Below are 19,109 nucleotides of genomic sequence, written 5' to 3'. Positions count from 1 at the left end.
CGCGGCACCGAGGGGAGAGCGGACGACGCCGGCCGCTCGGGGGAGTCAGCGGCGCGGGGCGGGGAGCCCGGCGGCCAGTGCGTCCCACGCCTCGTCGACGAGGGCGGGCAGGGACGCGGTGAAGTCGCTCGCCAGCCAGGCGTTCAGGGCGGCGCGCACGGCCGTCCCGGACACCGCGGCGAGCAGCGTGGGGTAGACGTCGGTGCCGACGGCCGTGCCGGTGCGGACGGCGATCGCCTCGGCCAGGGCCCGCTCGGCGGAGCCGAAGACGGCGTGCAGCCGGGCGATGAGGACAGGGTGCTCGTCGATGACCCGCAGCCGCAGCGGCCACAGCGTCTCCGGCTCCCCGGCCATCTCGGCGGCCTGCTGGGCGTGGACCGCCCGCAGCGCCTCGACCGGCGACTCGTGCGCCGGCCGCGCGGCGAACCGCTCCGCGGCCTGGCCGACCGCGGAGGCGTCGATCCCGACGACGGCGTCGTCCTTGGTCGGGAAGTAGTTGAAGAAGGTGCGCGGCGAGACGTCGGCGCGGGCGGCGATGTCGTCGACCGAGACGCCGTCCAGCCCGCGCTCGGCCACCAGCTGCAGCGCCGCCTGGTGCAGCGCCAGGCGGGTGGCGAGCTTCTTGCGCTCGCGCAGGCCGGAGGTCACCGGACCATCATCCCGCGGAACCTGCAGTCCGTGCAATGTTGCGTGCACTGCACGGCGTGTCGCCGGTGTCGCCCGGGATCAGTCCCGGTCGCGCTGCCGCTCGATCGCCTCGAGCACCGTCTTCCGGCCCGTCCCGAGGTCGCGCTCGGCCCGCTCCGCGCGGTCGAGCTGGGAGTCGCCGTGCATCGAGCGCACCCGCTCGCGTGCCTCGGCAGCGGGGACGTCGACCAGCTCGGCGGCCCTGCGGGCCTCCTTCGCGGCGTCGGTGTCGGCCACGTGCTGCTCGTCGGAGCCGCGCTTGCGCGCGTCGGTGGCCTGCTCCTCCTCCTCGGAGAGCAGCTCCCACGCGGCGTCGGGCAGGTAGCGCCGGGTCCCGTCGGCACCGCGGGCCCGGTCGCCGCCGTCGGCGGTGTGCCAGTCCTGCTCGGTCCACTCCTGCAGGTGCCGCTGCGACGCGGTGCGTTCGCCCTCGTGCCGGTAGCCGCCGCCCTGCGCCTCGTACTCGTGCGTGAGCAGCTGGCTCTTGCGGGCGCTCCACTGGCCGGGCCGCCCGCCCTTGCCGCCGGCCTTGATCTCCTCCTTGAGCCGCTCCCGCAGCTCCGGGTCCGTGTAGTCCCGGGCGTAGTCCTCCGCCGACTTCCCGCTCATGCGGTCACCGGTACCCGCGGGGCGGCGCCCGCACCCGCGTGGTTGCCTGCAGCGGTGACGACGACGGAGGGCCCCCGGGGACCGCTGGCCGGGGTGCTGGTGGCCGACTTCTCCCGCATCCTCGCCGGGCCGTACGCGACGATGCTGCTGGCCGACCTCGGCGCCGAGGTGGTCAAGGTCGAGGGTCCGCGCGGCGACGACACCCGCACCTGGGTCCCGCCGGTGCGCGACGGCGTCTCCACCTACTACCTGGGGATCAACCGCAACAAGCGCTCGGTGGTCCTCGACCTCACCGTCGACGACGACCTCGCCGCCGCCCGGGAGCTGGTCCGCCGCGCCGACGTGCTCGTGGAGAACCTGCGTCCCGGCGGACTGGCCCGCCTCGGGCTGGGCTACGACGAGGTGGCGGCCCTCAACCCCGCCGTCGTCTACGCCTCGATCAGCGGCTTCGGCGACGGCCCGGGCGGCCGGTCGTTGCCCGGCTACGACCTCATCGTCCAGGCGGTGTCCGGGCTGATGAGCCTGACGGGTGACGCCGGCGGCGAGCCCTACCGCGCGGGTGTGGCGGTGATCGACGTGATCACCGGGCTGCACGCCGCCGTCGGCGTCCTCTCGGCCCTGCACGCGCGGGCGCAGACCGGTCGCGGCCAGCACGTGCAGGTCGACCTGCTGTCCTCCGCGCTGTCGGGCCTGGTCAACCAGACCTCCGCGGTGGTGGCCGGCGGCGTCGTGCCGCACCGGATGGGCAACAGCCACCCGAGTCTGTTCCCGTACGAGCCGCTGCCCTGCGCCGACGGCGACCTGGTGGTGACCGCCGGCAACGACGCCCAGTTCCGCACGCTCGTCGGTGTCCTCGGCGTGCCGGAGCTCGCCGACGACCCCCGCTTCCGCCACAACGCCGACCGCACCGCCCACCGCGACGAGCTGCGCCCGCTGCTGGTCGAGCGGCTGCGGACCCGCACGAAGGACGAGTGGTTCACCGTGATCACCGACGCCGGCGTGCCCTGCGGGCCGATCAACAGCGTCGACCAGGGCATCGAGCTGGCCGCGCGGCTCGGGCTCGACCCGGTGGTCGACGTCGGCGGGGTGCCGTCGGTGCGCAACCCGATCCGGTTCTCGGACACGCCGGCGTCCTACCGGCTGCCGCCGCCGTCCCTGGGCGAGCACGACGAGGAGATCCGGCGCTGGCTGCAGGCGCCGCCGTCCCCACCCCCCGGCTGACGCGGTCGACCCTCCTCACGCTCCGTCACCGGCGGTCGCCCCGGGACGTCGCCCGTGCGGAGGCCGCCCCCGGCGGCAGCCCTCCCCGGGAGTCCTGTGTCCTTCCCTCCTCGGAGGTACGGAGTCGGTCGCCGTGGGTGCACGGTCCGTTGTCTGTGCGCTACTCAGCGTGCCATCCCGGCCGGGATGGCATGACATCGCTCACGGATGAGAAAGGTGACGTGACGTGCAGTCACCACTTGCTCTCGGAGCCGGCGCATGAGCCGGCTCTGGGCACGCAGCACCTCCCGGATGGTCGCCACCGTCGCGGCCGCCACCGCCGTACTCGGGGGCATGGTCGCGGGGGCAGGACCGGCCGGTGCCGACCCGCTCGGCTACGACCCGAACGCCAAGGGCGCGCTCGCCCACATCGCGCAGGCCGTCGGGGCCCACGACTCCTACCGGGCCGGCTACACGGGCAGGGGTGTCGGCGTCGCGCTCATCGACACCGGCGTCACCCGGGTGCCCGGCCTGGACAGCGGCAACGTCGTCGACGGGGTCGACCTGTCCTTCGACAGCCAGGACCCGGAGCTCGCGCACCGGGACGCCTACGGCCACGGGACCCACCTGGCCTCGATCATCGCCGGCCGGGACGTGCCGGGCAGCCCCGCGTCCTACACCGACCCGAGCCGGTTCACGGGCATCGCGCCGGACTCGACCCTGGTCAACGTCAAGGTGGGTGCCAGCGACGGCGCGGTCGACGTCACCCAGGTGATCGCCGCGATCGACTGGGTCGTCGAGCACCGCAACGACAACGGCATGAACATCCGCGTCATCAACCTGTCCTACGGCACCGACTCGACCCAGGACAGCCGCGTCGACCCGCTGGCCTTCGCGGTCGAGCAGGCGTGGAAGGCGGGCATCGTCGTCGTGGTCGCCGGTGGCAACGACGGGTCGACGAACTACAACCTGGCCAACCCGGCGCGCGATCCGTACGTGCTCGCGGTGGGCGCGGCCGACACGCAGGGCACCGTCAGCGCGGTCGACGACACGGTGCCGGCCTGGGCCACCCGCGGCACCAACCAGCGGCACGTCGACGTCGTCGCCCCCGGTGTCTCGGTCGTCGGCCTGCGGGTGCCCAACGGCTACGCCGACGAGCGGCACGCCGACGCCCGGCGCGGCGCCCGCTTCGCCGTCTCGTCGGGCACGTCGCAGGCCGCTGCGGTGGTCAGCGGCGAGGTCGCCCTGCTGCTGCAGGAGGACCCGCGGCTGACCCCGGACCAGGTCAAGCGCCAGATCATGGCGACGGCGACGGCGTTCAGCTCGACGACCAACCAGTACCGGGGCAACGGGCTGACCGACGTCCGGCAGGCGCAGGTCAAGCCGAACGCCGCTGCCACCCAGTCGTCCCAGTTCTGGAGCACCGGGACCGGCTCGGTCGAGGCGTCCCGCGGGACGAGCCACGTCGACCACGACGGGGTGCTCCTGCAGGGCGAGATCGACGTCTTCGGCAACGCCTGGGACGGCCGGGCCTGGGCCGCCGCCTCCGCCCGGCAGACGGTGTGGGCGGGCGGCACCTGGCGCGGCCACCTCCTCAGCGGCGACGGCTGGGACGGCACGACCTGGCGCACGGCCGAGTGGACCCAGCCGGCCTGGGACACCCGGCAATGGCGGGACGCCTCCTGGTCGACCCGCCAGTGGAGGGACGGGTCCTGGGTCACGACCACGTGGTCGACCCGTCAGTGGCGCGACGCCTCCTGGTCGACCCGTCAGTGGCGGACGGCCGACCTCGCCAGCGCGGCATGGGGATGAGCGACGCGATCGGCTGACCCCTCGGGGTGACCGGGGTGGGGTGCGACTGCAGGTCGCACCCCACCCTGCCGTCGTCTACGGGGAGACCCGATCCCGAGGAGGTGGCACGTGGACGAGCCGGAGCACGGTGGGCGCCCGGCCCCGCGCCGGCGCGCGTGCGGCCCCGTACTGCGGGTCCTGGGCATCACGGCCGCGCTGGTCGGGCTCACCGTCGGGACGCTGTGGACGGCGCCCGGCGCGCCCGCCCTGCCCACCGGCCCGCACGGCGGCGTGGACCTGCCCTGGTGGGCGCTGGCCCTCGCCTACGCGGCCACCGAGGCCACCGTCCTGCACATCCAGGTCAAGCGGGAGGCGCAGACGGTCGCCGTCAGCGAGCTGCCGCTGGTCCTCGGGCTGTTCTTCGCCGGTCCGCTGTCGCTGCTGGCCGGCCGTCTGGCGGGGTCCGCGGCCGTGCTCGTGCTCCACCGGAGGTCGACGCCGCTCAAGACGGCCTTCAACCTCTCCCTCGCCGCGGCCGAGACCGGTGTCGCCGTCCTCGTCTTCGGCGTGGTCGGCCACCTCGCCGACGGGGTCCCCGTGCTCTGGGTCGGCGCACTGGCCGCCGCCCTGCTGGCCAACGTGCTCGGCATCGTGTCCATCGGCCTCGTGATCGCTGCCTTCGAGGGCGGCCTGCGCCCCGCGGCCCTCGCCCGCGAGGCGGTGACCGGGCAGCCGGTCGCGCCCATGGTGGTGGCGGTCGCACTCGTCGCCGTCACGAGCCTGGCCGCCGATGTCCGCAGCACCTGGCTGCTGCTGCTCGCCGCCGCCGGGCTGCTGGCCGCCTACCGGTCCTACGCGTCCCTCAACGACCGTCACCTCAACCTCGAGCGGCTGTACCGCTTCACCCAGGCGGTGACCAGCTCGCCGGAGATCGACGTCGTGCTCGGCAACGTCCTGGCCGAGGCGCGTGAGCTGCTCAAGGCGGAGAACGCCGAGGTCCTCTTCCCCGCCCCGGGGAGCGGCACCGTCGCCCGTGTCCGCCTGGGCGCGTCCGGCCGGCTGTCGCGCTCCGAGGGCGGGCAGTCACCTGCCGACGAGTGGCTGCTGCGCGGCGTGGTCGCCGACGGGGAGGCCCAGCTGCTGCCGCGCACCACGCGGGGAGCCGCGGAGCGGGAGTGGCTGGCTGCCCAGCACGCGCGCGAGGCGATCGCCGTCCCGCTGCGGGGTGGGGCCGGCACCGTCGGCGTCCTGCTGGTCACCGACCGCCTGGGCGACGTCCGGACCTTCGACGAGGAGGACGTGCTGCTCCTCGAGACCGTCGCCAACCACGCCAGCGTCGCGCTGCAGAACGGCGAGCTGATCGACAGGCTGCGGCACGAGGCGCTGCACGACGCCCTGACCGGCCTGCCCAACCGGGCCTTCCTGCAGCGCCGGCTGACCCCGGCCCTCGACGACGTCCGGAGCGGCCGGGCCGCCGGAGCCGCGGTCATGATCCTCGACCTGGACGGTTTCAAGGAGGTCAACGACACCCTCGGCCACCAGCAGGGCGACCAGCTGCTGGTGGAGGTCGCGGCCCGCCTGGTGTCCGCGGCCGGGTCCGCGGGCACCGTCACCCGTCTGGGCGGCGACGAGTTCGCCGTCCTGGTGACCGACGCCGCCGACGAGGACCGGGTGGTCCGCCTCGGGCGGCGCCTGCTGCGGGCCCTCGAGCAGCCGATCGCGCTGGGGGGCCTCGAGGTCGAGGTGGGCGGTTCGCTGGGCATCGCCCTCGCGCCCGCGCACGCGTCCGACCCCGCGGGGCTGCTCAAGAGGGCCGACGTCGCCATGTACGACGCCAAGGGTGCGGCGCGCGGCCTGCGCGTCTACACCCCCGACCTCGACACCAGCGACCCGCGGCGGCTGACGCTCGTCTCCGAGCTGCGCACCGCCCTCGCCGGCGGTGGCATCGAGGTCCACGTGCAGCCGCAGGCCCGGTTGGCCACCGGCGAGGTCAGCGGCGTGGAGGCGCTCGTCCGCTGGCACCACCCGGAGCTGGGCAGCGTCTCGCCGGAGGAGTTCGTCCCGGTGGCCGAGCGCAGCGGCCTGATCGGCCCGCTGACGACGCACGTCCTCGACCGCTCCCTGGCGGCGTGTGCGGCCTGGCAGGCGGAGGGTCACGGGCTCGGCGTCGCGGTCAACCTGTCGGCGCGCAGCCTGCTGGACACCGACCTCGTCGACGAGGTCGCCCGGCTGTTGGCCCGCCACGCCGTGCCGGCGCACCGGCTCACGCTGGAGGTGACCGAGGGCTCGGTCATGGCCGACCCCGCGCGGGCCATCGCGCTGCTGCACCGGCTGCGCGACCTGGGGGTGCGGCTGTCGGTCGACGACTTCGGCACCGGCTACTCGTCGCTGTCCTACCTCAAGCGGCTGCCGGTCGACGAGGTCAAGATCGACCGCAGCTTCGTCACGGGCCTGCGGAGGGGCACGGAGGACGTCGCCATCGTCCGGGCCGTCACCGACCTCGGCCGGCACCTCCAGCTCGAGGTGGTCGCCGAGGGCGTGGAGGACGCCGCGACCTGGGAGCTGTTGCGGGAGATGGGCTGCGACATCGTGCAGGGCTGGCACCTCGGCCGGGCGATGCCCGTCGACGACCTGCTGCCGTGGCTGCGTGCGCGTGCGGCGGCGCGCGTGACGGTGGGCACCGTCTGACCCCGCCGGCCGGATCAGCCGCGGCGGGCGGTGGCGGCGCGGACGTGGATGCGCTCGCCCTGCGGGCCGTAGAGGGCCAGCAGCTCGGCCGGCCGGTCGTCGGGGTTGCCGAGCCAGTGCGGGGTGCGGGTGTCGAACTCCGCCACCTCGCCGGGCGTGAGGACGACGTCGGTGTCGCCGAGCAGCAGCCGCAGCCGCCCGGACAGGACGTAGACCCACTCCCAGCCCCCGTGCGAGCGCTGCTCGCCGGGCTCCCCGCCCCAGCGCGGTGGCAGCACCTGCTTGTAGGCCTGCAGCCCACCGGGCCGGCGGGTCAGCGGGATGAACGTCGCGCCGTGCCGGGTGACCGGCGTGAGCCGCACCCGCGGATCACCGGTCTCGGGGGCGTCGACGAGCTCGTCGAGCGGCACCTGGTGCGTCCGCGCCAGGGGCAGCAGCAGCTCCAGCGTCGGCCGGCGCTGCCCGGACTCCAGCCGGGACAGCGTGGAGACCGAGATGCCGGTGTCCTCCGACAGCGAGGCGAGCGTGGCGCCGCGTTGCCGGCGCAGCTCGCGCAGGCGCGGGCCCACGGCGTCGAGGACGGCATCGAGGTCGGTCACGCCGTCCAGTTTGCCGTTCCTGCAACGGAGTTTGTCAAGCCGGCACCGTTGGGCGCACCGTGGGCGGCATGGACGAGACGTACGACGTGGTGGTCATCGGTGGAGGCGCGGCGGGCCTGTCGGGGGCCCTGGCGCTGGGACGGGCGCGGCGCTCGGTCGCCGTCGTCGACGAGGGGACGCCGCGCAACGCGCCGGCGCACGAGATGCACAACTACCTGGGCCGCGACGGCACGCCGCCCGCGGACCTGCTCGCCGCCGGGCGGGCGGAGGTCGCCGGGTACGGCGGAACGCTGGTGCGGGACACGGTGACCGCCGTCGGCGGCTCGGCCGGCGCCTTCACCGTCGAGCTGGCCGGCGGCCGCGGACTGCGGGCGCGCCGGCTGCTGGTCACCACCGGCCTCACCGACGAGCTGCCGGAGATCCCGGGCGTGCGCGAGCTGTGGGGCACCGACGTCCTGCACTGCCCGTACTGCCACGGCTGGGAGGTGCGCGACCAGGCGGTCGGCGTGGTCGCCACCGGCCCCATGTCGCTGCACCAGGTCCAGCTCTGGCGGCAGTGGAGCGCCGACGTCGTCCTCTTCCTGCACACCGCGCCGGAGCCCGACGACGACACCGCCGAGGCGCTCGCCGCCCGCGGGGTCCGGGTGGTGCGCGGCGAGGTGGCGGCGCTGGAGACCGGGAGCGGGCGGCTCACCGGCGTGCGCCTGGCGGACGGGCGGGTCGTGCCGCGCGCGGCCGTCGTCGTCGCCCCGCGGTTCGTGGCCCGATCGGCCGTGCTGACCGGGCTGGGCCTGGAGGCCGAGCCGTTCCGGATGGGTGAGGCCGTCGTCGGGGCGCACGTGCCGGTGGACCCGCGCGGCGCCACCGCGGTGCCCGGCGTGTGGGCCGCCGGCAACGTCGCCGACCCGGGCGCCCAGGTGATCGGCGCGGCCGCGGCCGGGCTGATGGCCGGGGCGGCGGTCAACGCCGACCTCGTCGCCGAGGACACCCGGTTCGCGGTCGAGGTGCTGCGCGCGCAGACCGACCCGGAGTTCGGCGAGCGCTGGTGGGAGGACCGCTACCGGGCGCAGGAGCACCGGGTCTGGAGCGGCCGGGTGAACGACGTGCTGGCCACCGAGGCCGCCGGGCTGCCGCCCGGGCGCGCGCTGGACGCCGGTGCCGGCGAGGGCGGCGACGCCGTCTGGCTGGCGGGGCGGGGCTGGCAGGTCACCGCGCTCGACCTCTCCCGGACCGCGCTGGACCGGGCGGCCGCGGCGGCGGAGCAGGCCGGTGTGCCGCTGGAGACCCGCCGGGCCGACGTCTCGACGTGGGAGCCCGGCGACGAGCGCTGGGACCTGGTGACGGCGTCGTTCCTGCACTTCCTCCCCGCCACCCGCGACGACGTGCTGCGCCGGCTGGCGACGGCGGTCGCGCCCGGCGGCACGCTGCTGGTGACCGTGCACGACGGCAGCGACCTCTCCCGCGGCCTGCAGCGGCCGGGACTGCCCGAGTGGTACGCCACGGGCGAGCAGATGGCCGCCGTCCTCGACCCGGCCGAGTGGACGGTGGAGGTCGCCGAGACCCGGCCGCGGCGCGCCCGCGCGCACGAGAACGGGCACGGGGGACACGACCACGGCGGGCACGAGGGGCACGGCGGGCACGAGGGGCACGCCCACGTGGCCGACGCCGTCCTGCGCGCGCGGCGTCAGCCGTCGACGTCGTCCTCGCTGGTGTAGAGCAGCCGCAGGCGGGCCGGCGGGGTGAAGGGCCGCCAGTCGTCGCGGGACTGGGCCAGGCGGTCGGCGACCAGCCACAGCACCGCCGGGTCGTGGCCCATCCCGAGGTGACTGGCGTGCACGCCGACGTTCTCCGCACCCGGGCCGGGCCGCTGCCGGCAGGCCCGCCAGTCGACGACGCCGTCCCAGCGCGAGTAGACCGCGGTGCTCGGGACCGGCAGCGCGCCGCGCAGGTCGCCCCGGCCGGTGGTCGGCACGGCGTGCAGGTGCCGGTAGCGGGCGTACGCACGGGCGCCGGGCGTGCCGTCGGCGGGGCGGCCGGCCAGGCCGAAGGGCGAGCCGAGGCTGACGACCTGGCGCACCAGCCGCGGCACCCGCAGCGCCAGCCGCCGGGCGAAGATGCCGCCGAGGCTCTGCCCGACGACGCTGACGGGGCCGCCGTGCCGGTCGGCGAGCTGCTCGACCAGCTTCGGCAGCTGCTCGGTGATCTCGCGGGTGGGGCCGCGGTTGCGGCCGAGCTCCCATCCGACCACCGGGTAGCCCAGCCCGCGCAGCCAGCGGCGCAGGGTCACGGTGGAGGCGTCGGAGGCCATGAGCCCCGGGAGCACGAGGACGCCGTGCGGCTCGCCGCGGGGGGCGCCGCGCAGCAGGGGATAGGTGAGCGCGAGTGCGCCGGCGCTCGCCGCGGCACGGACCGGCTCGGTGGCCGCGAGGAGGGTGGCTCGCCGACTGGGCTGGAGGAACCCGGGAGCGCGGCCGGGCGCGGTGCGCCCGCCGGACCGGCGGTTCTGCGGGGACTCGGGCACGGGCACTCCTCCGACGGCGGTGGCGTTCCGTTCCGCTACCCCGCCGGGCGCCCGGGACTCGCCTTCCGCGCGTGAAAGGCGAGTCCCGGGCCGGCCGTCAGCGCTGCTGCAGGTAGGCCGCGGCGGTGGCGCGCAGCCGCTCGTGGACGCCGTCGTGCGCCACGGCACCCGGCACGAACCGCTTCGCCAGCTTGGCGACCATCGTGTAGTTGGTGTCGACCACGTTGCCCGCGGGCGCCAGGCCGGCCTGGCTGACCAGCTGCAGGGCGTCCAGCGGGTCCCACCCGGTGAGCTGCGCCGCCCAGGTCACCAGGTCGTGCTGGCTGACCCGGTAGGCGTCCTCGAGCGGCCGGACCGACCCGGTCGACATGAGGAACTCGTCGGTCTCCAGCCGCGGCCACGCGGGGGCGCCGCCCTTGACCAGGTCGACGACGACGACCGTGCGCATCGCCGACTCGACCGCGGTGCCGCACACCTCGCCCTCGCCCTGGCGGCAGTGCCCGTCGCCGAGGGCGAGCATCCCGCCGGGCACGTTGACGCCGAAGTGGACGGTCGTGCCCGCCCGCATCTCCGGGGTGTCCATGTTCCCGCCGTGCGCGCCCGGGGTGATGCTGGCGAACACCTCGCCCGCGGCCGGGGCGACGCCGATCGTGCCGTGCATCGGGTCGAGCGGGAGCTCCACCTCCGGGCCGCCGCGGCGCGGCCGGAACAGGCAGGTGCCCCGCTCGCGGTCGACCTCGTAGAGCCAGACCAGCTCCTCGAGCGGCTCGTGCAGCATCGCCGTCGAGTGGGTGGTGGTGAGCGCGCCGAAGTGCGGGAAGGTGCTCGACACCGCCCAGTCGCGGGCCGGCGCGATGTCGACCAGGTGCACCGCCAGGGTGTCGCCGGGCTCGGCGCCCTCCACGGCGATCGGGCCGCTCACCGGGTTGAGGTACGGGAAGTCGCACACCTGGCTGGGCAGGTCGTCGACGCCGCGGACCCTGCCGCCGTAGCAGTCCTCGGTGGTCAGCTCGACCACCGTGCCCGGCGCCACCGTGAGCAGCGGCTCGCCACCGCCGAAGGAGAAGCGGTACTGGTCGGGGGTCGGCTCCAGCGACACGACCTCCAGGGACGCCGTCACAGGTCCTCCTCCGCTCGGATCTCGGGCTTGCGGCCCGTGGCGATCAGGACGCCCATGAGCACGAGGCCGACGACCAGCCACACGAAGCCGAGCTCCTGGGCGGCCACCTGGGCGTTGTAGACGACGTAGGCCAGGATCGCGAACCCGATGACGGGCACCGCGAGGTGCAGCCAGTAGTTCCTGCTCCCCAGCCGGCCGACGTAGTGCCACACCACCGAGACGTGCAGCAGCAGGAACGCCGACAGCGCGCCGAAGTTGACCAGCGTCGACAGCAGCGTGATGCCGTCCTCGCGGGACTCCATGTAGAGACCCAGCACGAGGGAGACGACCGCCACCAGCAGCGTGGCGTTGACCGGCACGCGGCGGGTCGGGTGCACCTGGCGCAGGAAGGCGGGCAGCTGGCGGTCCCGGGCCATCGCGAAGAGCAGTCGCGAGGTGGCCGCCTGGGCGACGAGGGAGTTCGCGAAGCCCCACGCCACCGCCGTCGCCACCGCCGTCAGGGTGCCCAGCCACGCGCCGCCGGCGACCTCGGCCGCGTCGTAGAACGCGGTGCCGGCGGCGTCGCCCTCGGCGATGAGGGTGTCGGGGTCGGGGACGAGCAGCGCGGCGACCCAGGTCTGCACGATGAACAGCGTCCCGGCCAGCGCCAGCGCGGCGATCATCGCCTTGCCGATCGAGCGGGCGGAGTCGCGGTTCTCCTCGGCGAGGGTGGAGATGCCGTCGAAGCCGAGGAAGCTCAGGACGGCGATCGACACCGCCCCGAAGACGAGCTCGAGGGAGAACGTGTCGCTGTTGTAGATCGGCGTGAAGTCGAAGCCGCGGCCCTCGCCGGTGGCCAGCGCGATGACGCCGATGACCAGGAAGACCGCCAGGACGATCAGCTCGGCCACCAGCATGATCTTGTTGACCCGCGCGGTGAACTCGATGCCGAAGTAGTTGACGACGGTGTTGAGGACGACGAAGCCGATCAGCCACACCCACACCGGGATCGAGGTGACGATCGAGTTCATCGCGACCGCGGCGATGAGGTAGAGCAGCGCGGGGACGAGCACGTAGTCGAGCAGGATCATCCAGCCGGCCATGAACCCGACCGGCTGGGCGATGCCGCGGCCGGCGTAGGTGTAGACCGAGCCGGCCATCGGGAACGCCCGCGACATCTGCGAGTACGACGCCGCGGTGAAGGCCATCGCCAGCCCGCCGATGGCGTAGGCGAGTGCGATCATGCCGCCGGAGCCCTGGAAGACGCTGCCGAAGATCCCGAACGGCGCGATCGGGACCATGAAGACCAGGCCGTAGACCAGCAGGTCGGTGAACGTCAGCGAGCGCTTGAGCTCCTGGCGGTAGCCGAACTCCTCGACGCCGGCCGCGCCGGCGGCGGGCACCGCTCCGGCGCCGGTCCCTCCCGGCTTCGTGAGGTCGGGGGACGGGGTGGTGCGGGGGTCGCTCACGGCTCCTCCTCTCGGCCGGCACGCAGCCGGACGCGGGGAGGGTAGGCCACTGTTGTTTCCGATCGGAAGCAGTGGGGGTCAGTCGGGCGACCCGACCTCGCGGAACAGCAGCCCGTCGGCGCGGGCCAGCCGGGGCCGGGGGATCCGCGCCGGCTCGGGCATGCCCGTCTCCAGCAGCCGCGCGGCGGTGCGGACGCCGTCGTGGACGCCGCGCGCGTAGGCGCACACCACCGGGGCGTTCGGCCCGACCCGCGCCGCCAGCCGCTCCTGCAGCGCCAGCTGTCCCTCGTCGCCGGCCCCGTCGGCCTCTCCCGACGGGGACATGGCGAAGGAGGGCATGCAGGCGTAGAGCTCGCCGGTGCCGTCGCCGCCCACCGCGTAGAGGCCGTTCTCCTCGAGCGCCCCGGAGAGCCGGACGACGCGGCGGTCGAGCCCGGCGCGGGCGAAGGCGCGGTTGAAGGCGACGAGGTCGCGGCCGACGAGGCTGAGCAGGACGGCGTCGGCGCGGGTGCGGCGGACCAGGTCCAGCGCCGGGCCGGGGTCGGACGGGCCGAACGGGACGAGCAGCTCGCCGGCGACCTCGGCGCCGAGGTCGCGCAGCACGGTCCGCGCGGCCCGGTGCACCGCCTGCGGCCACACGTAGTCGGTGCCGAGCAGCACCCAGCGCCGCGCGCGCCGGTGCCGCACCAGCCAGGCCAGCGCGGCCGCGTGCTGCACCAGCGGCGAGGAGCCGAGGCGCAGCGCGCCGCGGGTGCCGCGCCCGCCCTCGTGCGGCGGGGTGAACACGTAGCCGGCGCGCCCGGCGAGCGCGGCGGCGACCGCGCGCGAGACGTCGCTGGTGGAGAAGCCGACGAGGACGTCCACGGCGCCGGCGGCGTGCAGCGCGGCGACCTCGGCGGCGACCTCCGCGGGACGCCGTCCGGCGTCGACGGTGACCAGCTCGACGGCGCGTCCGCGGACGCCACCGGCCTCGGTGAGCTCGTCGGCGGCCAGCGCCGCGAGGTCCAGCGCCGAGGGCGCGGTCATGGCGAGCGACCCGGTCAGCGGGACGGCCAGACCGATCCGGACGGCGTCGGGGGAGCGGCCGGCGACGGCGGCCTCCCACGCGTCCATCGGGACGGTCGGGCGGGTCACCGTCTGAGTATGGTGCGGTCCATGGCGGTCGAGCAGGAGGCCACCGGGATCGCGACGACCTCGCTCGTCGAACTGCTGAGCGTGGTCTCGCGGCGGGTCGCCCGTGGGGTGGGGGCGGTGCTCGCCGAGGACGGCGCGACGCTGGAGACCTACCGGCTGATGCGCGCGCTGGCGTCGGGGCCCGGCCGGACGATGAGCGGCCTGTGCGCCGTCCTGTGCGTCCCGGCGCCGACCGCGACCCGGCTGGTCGACGGGCTGGTCGACGCCGCGCTGGCCTACCGGCTGCCCGATCCCGACGACGGCCGGCGGGTGCGGGTGCACCTGTCCGCCCGCGGCCGCACCCGGCTGGACCGCCTGGAGGCGCTGGTGTCGGCCCACGAGGCGGCGCTGACCACCGAGCTCGGGCAGACGCGGGTGGCCGCGCTGGTCACCGCCCTGACCGACCTCGCGGAGCCGACGCCCGCCTGAGCCCGCGGCGCCGGCCGTCGGCGGGAGTCGGTCACCGGGTACGTGCACGCGCGACACGCACGGCCCTGCTGCAGGGGCCTGCCCCGAGCGCGCGAGGGGCGGGGGCAGCGGGTCCTCCGTCAGTCGGTCGGCGGGAGCATCCGGGGGAGGAACACCTCGTCGATCGGGCGCGGGCCCACGTACTGCCGGCAGGTGCAGGGCACCCAGCTGTGCCCCGCCCACCGGCCGCGCTTGTCGAAGGTGTCGCGCCGCAGCTCGGCGTAGCAGGTGTTGCTCTCGGTGTCGTGCTGGCTCAGGGGGTGCCCGCAGCCGCACACCGCCGTCGGGACGGGCGGAGGACCGGCGGGACGACGGCGCCCGAGCCGTCCGGCCACGAAGCCCATGGCGAGCAGGGCCGCACCGACCACCAGGCTGATTGGTTCCACCGTGCTCGCTCCTCCGCTCCGCAGACCTCCCCGACGGTAACGCCGCGGACGCCCCCGAGGTGCCGCACCGGGGGCGCCGGCCGGTTCCCCCGGGCGAGGGGACGCCTCCCGGTGACGCAGGGCACAGCCCCGGCGTGGAGCCCTTCGCCGTCGGGTCCGCGCGCCCGGACCGGTGGTCACAGGCCGGTCAGAGGTCGGCGCGGATCCGGTGGCACGCCGTTCCGGCGCTGCGCCCGGCGGACGAGCTCGACGGCGAGGTGGAGCTGGCCCCGTGCGGGGCGATCGTGCAGATCTGGGGCTGCCAGCGGTGGGAGCGCATCGGCGCCGGGCGCACCCGCTGCCGGGAGTGCCGCCGGCTGTCCGGGCTCGTCCGGGAGGCCGCCACGCTCAGCCGCGCGGGCCGAGCGCCGCGCGGCCCGGCGCGGCGGGGCTCAGCGCCGGCGGCCGCTGATCGCCGACAGCCCGGTGATCTCCCGGCCGACGATGAGCGCCTGCACGTGGTCGGTGCCCTCGAAGGTGTAGATGGCCTCGATGTCGGCGTGGTGCCGGGCGATGTGGTGCTCGAGCAGGATCCCGTCGCCGCCGAACAGGTCGCGGGCGTCGGCCACGATCGCCCGCGCGGCCGCGCAGCAGTGCCGCTTGGCCAGCGACGCCATAGCCGCGGTCATGCGGCCGGCGTCGGCGAGACCGGACAGCCGCCAGCACATCAGCTGCATGTTCGTGATCTCGGCCAGCATCGTGGCGAGCTTCTCCTGCACGAGCTGGTAGCCGGCGATCGGCTGGCCGAACTGCTCCCGGCCCAGGCAGTGCGCCAGCGCCAGCTCGTAGGAGGCCATCGCCACGCCCAGCGCCCGCCAGGCGACGGTATAGCGGGTGCGGTCGAGGATGGTGGAGACGTCCTTGAACGACCGGCAGTTCTCCAGCTTGTTCTCGGCCGGTACGCGGGCGCCCTCGAGGGTGATCTCGGCCTGCCACACCGCCCGCAGCGCCGTCTTGCCGGTCATGACCCGCGCGGTGAACCCGGGCGTCCCCTTCTCGACGACGTACCCGCCGACGGCGCCCTCCTCGTCGCGCGCCCAGATCAGCACGTAGTCGGCGATCGAGCCGTTGCCGATCCACTTCTTCTGCCCGTCGAGGACGAAGGAGTCGCCGTCGCGGCGGGCGCGGGTCTCCAGCGCGACGGCGTCCGAGCCGTGCCGCGGCTCGGTGAGCCCGAACGCGCCGATCTTCTCCATCCGCGCCATCTCGGGCAGGAACCGCTCGCGCTGCTCCTCCGAGCCCAGCAGCGCGATCGACTGCATCGCCAGGAAGCTGTGCACCCCGTTGAAGGTGCCGATGCTGCCGTCGGCGCGGGCGAGCTCCGCGGCGACGAGACCGGCCGCGACGGCGCTCATGCCGGGGGAGCCGTAGCCCTCGATGGTGCCGCCGGCGATGCCCAGCTCGGCGAAGCCCGGCACCAGCTCGAACGGGAACTCCGCGCGCTCCCAGTAGTCGTTGATCCGGGGGGTGACCTCCTTCGCGCACCAGTCCGCCACCCGGTCGCGGACGTCGATCTCCTCGCGGGTGAGGAGCTCGTCGAGGGCGTAGAAGTCGGTGCGCGCGGTCTCGGTCACGTGCCGACGCTACGCGCGGGCACGGCATGCTGCCGGGCGTGCGGATCGTCGTCGCGACCGACTCCTTCAAGGGCACGCTGACCGCCGCGGAGGCCGCCGACGCGGTCGCCCGCGGGGTCCTGCGGGTGCGCCCGGAGGCCGAGGTGCTGACCCGTCCGGTGGCCGACGGCGGGGAGGGCACGGTGGCCGCCGCGGTGCGCGCCGGCGCCCGGCCCGTGACGACGACGGTCAGCGGTCCCGACGGCCGGCCGGTGCGCGCCACCTTCGCCGTCGACGGGACGACGGCGGTGGTCGAGCTCGCCGCCGCGGCCGGCCTCGGGCTGCTCCCCGCGCCGGCGCCCATGACCGCGACCACCCGCGGGGTGGGGGAGCTGCTGCTGGCCGCCCTCGACGCCGGCGCCCGGCGGATCGTGCTGGGACTGGGCGGCAGCGCCACCACCGACGGCGGCGCCGGCCTGCTGCAGGCGCTCGGCGTGCGACTGCTCGACGCCGACGGCCGCGACGTCCCGCCCGGCGGCGCGGGCCTGGCCGTCCTCGACCGGATCGACGCCGGCGCCCGCGACCCCCGGCTGCGCGGCGTCCCCGTCGAGGTGGCCACCGACGTCGACAACCCGCTCACCGGCCCCGACGGCGCCGCGGCGGTCTACGGGCCGCAGAAGGGGGCGACGCCGGAGCAGGTGGCGGCGCTCGACGCCGCGCTCGCCCGGTTCGCCGCCGTCGTCCGCCGCGACCTGGGGACCGACCTCGAGGGGGAGCCTGCGATGGGCGCGGCCGGCGGCACCGCGGCCGGCGTGGCCGCCGTGCTGACCTGCACGGTGGCGTCGGGCGCGGAGCTGGTCGCCGACCTCGTGGGGCTCGACGCCGCGCTGGCCGGCGCGGACCTCGCCGTCACGGGGGAGGGCAGCCTGGACGCGCAGTCGCTGCGCGGCAAGGCGCCGGCCGTCGTCGCCGCCCGGGCCCGTGCCGCCGGGGTGCCCTGCGTCGCGCTGGCCGGCCGGGTCGCCCTGGGACCGGACCGGCTCGCGGCCGCCGGCCTCACCGCCGCACACGCCCTGACGGAGGCCGCCGGCCTCAGCCGCTGCCTGGCCCAGCCCGCGGCCGTCCTCGAGGAGCTCGCCGCCCGGGTGCTGGGACCTCAGGCGCCCAGCAGCCCCCGCACGTAGGCCGCCTGGCCCACGTGCTGGAGGTCGTCGGAGAGCACGCTGACCAGCCGGACGCCGAGGGTGACCGGCGGGTCCCACCGCTCGTCGACGACGCGGTCGAGGTCGTCGTCGGACAGGCCGCCGAGGTACTCGGCGCTGCGGGCGGCCACCGCGTCGGCGTACTCGAGCAGCAGGTCGGCCGAGGGCACCCGCAGCGACTCCACCTCCAGGCTGCTCATCCCGTAGCCGGTGGCGGTGTCGTCGGCGGGCCGGCCGAAGCGGACGGCGAACCCCTGCGCCGTGTACACCTGCTCGGTGCCGGCCACCTCGGCGAGGTGGTCGTCCTGCACGCGCAGCAGGTGCCAGGCCAGCCAGCCGATCGGGTTGGCGTCGGGGCCCACCCGGGCGGCGAGCTGGCCGGCGGACAGGCCCTCGACGGCGGCGTGCAGCGTCTCGCCGATCTGCGAGTAGGCGTAGGTGAGCAGCTCACGGGTGCGCATGACCGGCCGCTACCCGTCCCGCTCGCGGGGGACTCCTGCGGACCCGGCGCGACGGTAGGTTGCGGTGTCCGCCGCGCCGTCGAGGGAGCCAGAGCGTTGCCGTTCTTCCTGCACCGGCTGCTGCGCTTCGCCCGCATCCGGCTGCCCGGCTGGAAGCTGCCGCTGGCGGTGGCCACGCTGGTGTTCCTCACCAGCTGGGGGCTGATGGCGCTGGCCGAGCCGGGCAGCGAGCTCGTCGCCCCCGGCACCTACTGGTGGTACTTCGTCGTCACCGCCGCCACCGTCGGCTACGGCGACTTCTTCCCCGAGACCGGCCTCGGCCACCTCGTCGGCGCCTACGTCATCGTCGGCGGGATCGTCACCCTGACCCTGCTGTTCACCGAGCTGGCCACCGCCCTGCAGACCGCGCGGGGCAAGCGGCTGAGAGGAGTGGTCGGCCTGGACCTCCGGGACCACGTCGTCGTCCTGGGCTACACGCCGGGGCGCACCGAGCGGATCGTCGCCGAGCTCACCGTCGAGCCGGGCACCCAGGTGGTGCTCGCCGCCCACGACGACGTCGCGAGCAACCCCATGCCCGAGGAGCCGCGGGTGTCCTTCGTCCGCGGCGACCTCACCCACGCCGACGTCATGACCCGCGCCTGCGTCGACCGCGCCCGGACGGCGGTCATCGACGGCCGCGACGACAACGAGACGCTGGCCATCGCGGTCGCCGTCGACCACGCCAACCCGCAGGTGCACATGGTCGCCGCCGTGCGCGACCTCGGCCGGCGCGAGACGCTCCGCTACGTCAACCCCGGCGTGCAGGTCGTGCAGTGGCACATGCCGTTCCTGCTGTCGGAGGAGGCCGCCGACCCGGGGCTGACCCAGGTCTACAACGAGCTGATGACCGCCGGCGGGCACGGCAACACCTACTCGGTGCGGGTGCCGCGCGACCTGCCGCAGCGGACCTTCGGCGAGTGCCAGACGGCGTTCGGCCGGGACCACGGCGCGACCGTGCTCGCGCTGCGCACCGGCGAGGGGCTGCTGGTCAGCCCCGCGTGGGACACCCCGGTGCCGGAGGGCGCGACCCTCTACTACGTGGCGTCGCAGCGGCTGGACGCGTCCCGGCTGGGCCGCTCACCACACGCCGAACGCCGCGGCCACTAGCGCCACCACCCCGGCGAG

Annotated in this window: 17 protein-coding genes; 7 read left to right on the top strand and 10 right to left on the bottom strand. The window is 75.6% G+C overall.

Annotated features, from left to right (window positions below; genetic code table 11):
• Positions 1-45 precede the first annotated feature (45 nt).
• Complete coding sequence (locus JD79_RS20690) at positions 46-648, bottom strand: acyl-CoA-like ligand-binding transcription factor (RefSeq protein WP_110007037.1); 603 nt, start codon at positions 646-648, stop codon at positions 46-48.
• A gap of 78 nt (positions 649-726) precedes the next feature.
• Positions 727-1,296: a hypothetical protein gene (locus tag JD79_RS20685; protein WP_110007036.1), complete on the bottom strand. Its 570-nt coding sequence runs from the start codon at positions 1,294-1,296 to the stop codon at positions 727-729.
• Between the two features lie 54 nt (positions 1,297-1,350).
• On the opposite strand from JD79_RS20685, the gene JD79_RS20680 reads away from it, so the two are divergent.
• The 3 genes from JD79_RS20680 to JD79_RS20670 all read left to right on the top strand — a co-directional run bounded on the left by JD79_RS20680 (position 1,351) and on the right by JD79_RS20670 (position 6,975).
• Positions 1,351-2,517, top strand: a complete 1,167-nt coding sequence (locus JD79_RS20680) for a CaiB/BaiF CoA transferase family protein (RefSeq protein ID WP_245900267.1) — start codon at positions 1,351-1,353, stop codon at positions 2,515-2,517.
• A 258-nt stretch (positions 2,518-2,775) separates the two neighbouring features.
• A complete protein-coding gene (locus JD79_RS20675; protein WP_110007035.1) occupies positions 2,776-4,308 on the top strand; it encodes a S8 family serine peptidase in 1,533 nt (510 codons plus the stop codon).
• A gap of 108 nt (positions 4,309-4,416) precedes the next feature.
• Positions 4,417-6,975 (top strand): putative bifunctional diguanylate cyclase/phosphodiesterase, encoded by a 2,559-nt coding sequence (locus JD79_RS20670; protein WP_110007034.1) that lies wholly within the window; start codon positions 4,417-4,419, stop codon positions 6,973-6,975.
• A gap of 14 nt (positions 6,976-6,989) precedes the next feature.
• On the opposite strand, the gene JD79_RS20665 is transcribed toward JD79_RS20670, so the two are convergent.
• Positions 6,990-7,574, bottom strand: a complete 585-nt coding sequence (locus JD79_RS20665) for a helix-turn-helix domain-containing protein (protein WP_110007033.1) — start codon at positions 7,572-7,574, stop codon at positions 6,990-6,992.
• Between the two features lie 68 nt (positions 7,575-7,642).
• Here JD79_RS20665 and JD79_RS20660 point away from each other — a divergent pair, with 68 nt between their 5' ends.
• Positions 7,643-9,289 carry a bifunctional NAD(P)/FAD-dependent oxidoreductase/class I SAM-dependent methyltransferase gene (locus tag JD79_RS20660; protein ID WP_110007928.1) on the top strand — a complete coding sequence of 549 codons (1,647 nt, stop codon included), beginning with the start codon at positions 7,643-7,645 and terminating at the stop codon, positions 9,287-9,289.
• Here the strand turns inward: JD79_RS20660 and JD79_RS20655 are convergent.
• From JD79_RS20655 to JD79_RS20640, 4 genes are all read right to left on the bottom strand, one after another.
• Complete coding sequence (locus tag JD79_RS20655) at positions 9,259-10,095, bottom strand: esterase/lipase family protein (protein ID WP_110007032.1); 837 nt, start codon at positions 10,093-10,095, stop codon at positions 9,259-9,261. The genes JD79_RS20660 and JD79_RS20655 overlap by 31 nt on opposite strands.
• Positions 10,096-10,192: 97 nt before the next feature.
• Positions 10,193-11,215: an acetamidase/formamidase family protein gene (locus tag JD79_RS20650; RefSeq protein ID WP_110007031.1), complete on the bottom strand. Its 1,023-nt coding sequence runs from the start codon at positions 11,213-11,215 to the stop codon at positions 10,193-10,195.
• Positions 11,212-12,663: an APC family permease gene (locus tag JD79_RS20645; protein ID WP_245900266.1), complete on the bottom strand. Its 1,452-nt coding sequence runs from the start codon at positions 12,661-12,663 to the stop codon at positions 11,212-11,214. Before JD79_RS20645 ends, JD79_RS20650 begins: the two co-directional genes overlap by 4 nt.
• 78 nt (positions 12,664-12,741) lie before the next feature.
• A complete protein-coding gene (locus tag JD79_RS20640) occupies positions 12,742-13,797 on the bottom strand; it encodes an ABC transporter substrate-binding protein (protein WP_211308080.1) in 1,056 nt (351 codons plus the stop codon).
• Positions 13,798-13,818: 21 nt separating this feature from the next.
• Between JD79_RS20640 and JD79_RS20635 the strand changes: the two genes are divergently transcribed.
• Positions 13,819-14,265, top strand: a complete 447-nt coding sequence (locus JD79_RS20635) for a MarR family winged helix-turn-helix transcriptional regulator (RefSeq protein WP_170149296.1) — start codon at positions 13,819-13,821, stop codon at positions 14,263-14,265.
• Between the two features lie 119 nt (positions 14,266-14,384).
• Here the strand turns inward: JD79_RS20635 and JD79_RS20630 are convergent, their stop codons facing one another.
• Complete coding sequence (locus JD79_RS20630; protein ID WP_211308079.1) at positions 14,385-14,690, bottom strand: hypothetical protein; 306 nt, start codon at positions 14,688-14,690, stop codon at positions 14,385-14,387.
• Between the two features lie 431 nt (positions 14,691-15,121).
• Entirely contained in the window at positions 15,122-16,303 is a 1,182-nt protein-coding gene (locus JD79_RS20620) for an acyl-CoA dehydrogenase family protein (RefSeq protein ID WP_110007028.1), read from the bottom strand.
• Positions 16,304-16,341: 38 nt separating this feature from the next.
• Here JD79_RS20620 and JD79_RS20615 point away from each other — a divergent pair, with 38 nt between their 5' ends.
• On the top strand, positions 16,342-17,466 hold the full coding sequence (locus JD79_RS20615) for a glycerate kinase (RefSeq protein ID WP_170149295.1): 1,125 nt from the start codon (positions 16,342-16,344) through the stop codon (positions 17,464-17,466).
• On the opposite strand, the gene JD79_RS20610 is transcribed toward JD79_RS20615, so the two are convergent.
• The gene (locus tag JD79_RS20610) at positions 17,439-17,945 is read right to left on the bottom strand and encodes a mycothiol transferase (protein ID WP_110007026.1); all 507 of its coding nucleotides are present in this window, start codon (positions 17,943-17,945) and stop codon (positions 17,439-17,441) included. The two genes, JD79_RS20615 and JD79_RS20610, sit on opposite strands and share 28 nt — an antisense overlap.
• A gap of 96 nt (positions 17,946-18,041) precedes the next feature.
• On the opposite strand from JD79_RS20610, the gene JD79_RS20605 reads away from it, so the two are divergent.
• Positions 18,042-19,091, top strand: a complete 1,050-nt coding sequence (locus JD79_RS20605) for an ion channel (protein ID WP_110007025.1) — start codon at positions 18,042-18,044, stop codon at positions 19,089-19,091.
• Positions 19,092-19,109: the final 18 nt, after the last annotated feature.

This window comes from Geodermatophilus normandii (genome assembly GCF_003182485.1).
Classification (GTDB): domain Bacteria; phylum Actinomycetota; class Actinomycetes; order Mycobacteriales; family Geodermatophilaceae; genus Geodermatophilus; species Geodermatophilus normandii.
Note: the sequence above shows the minus strand (reverse complement) of the source record. Positions and strands in the feature narration are given on the sequence as shown.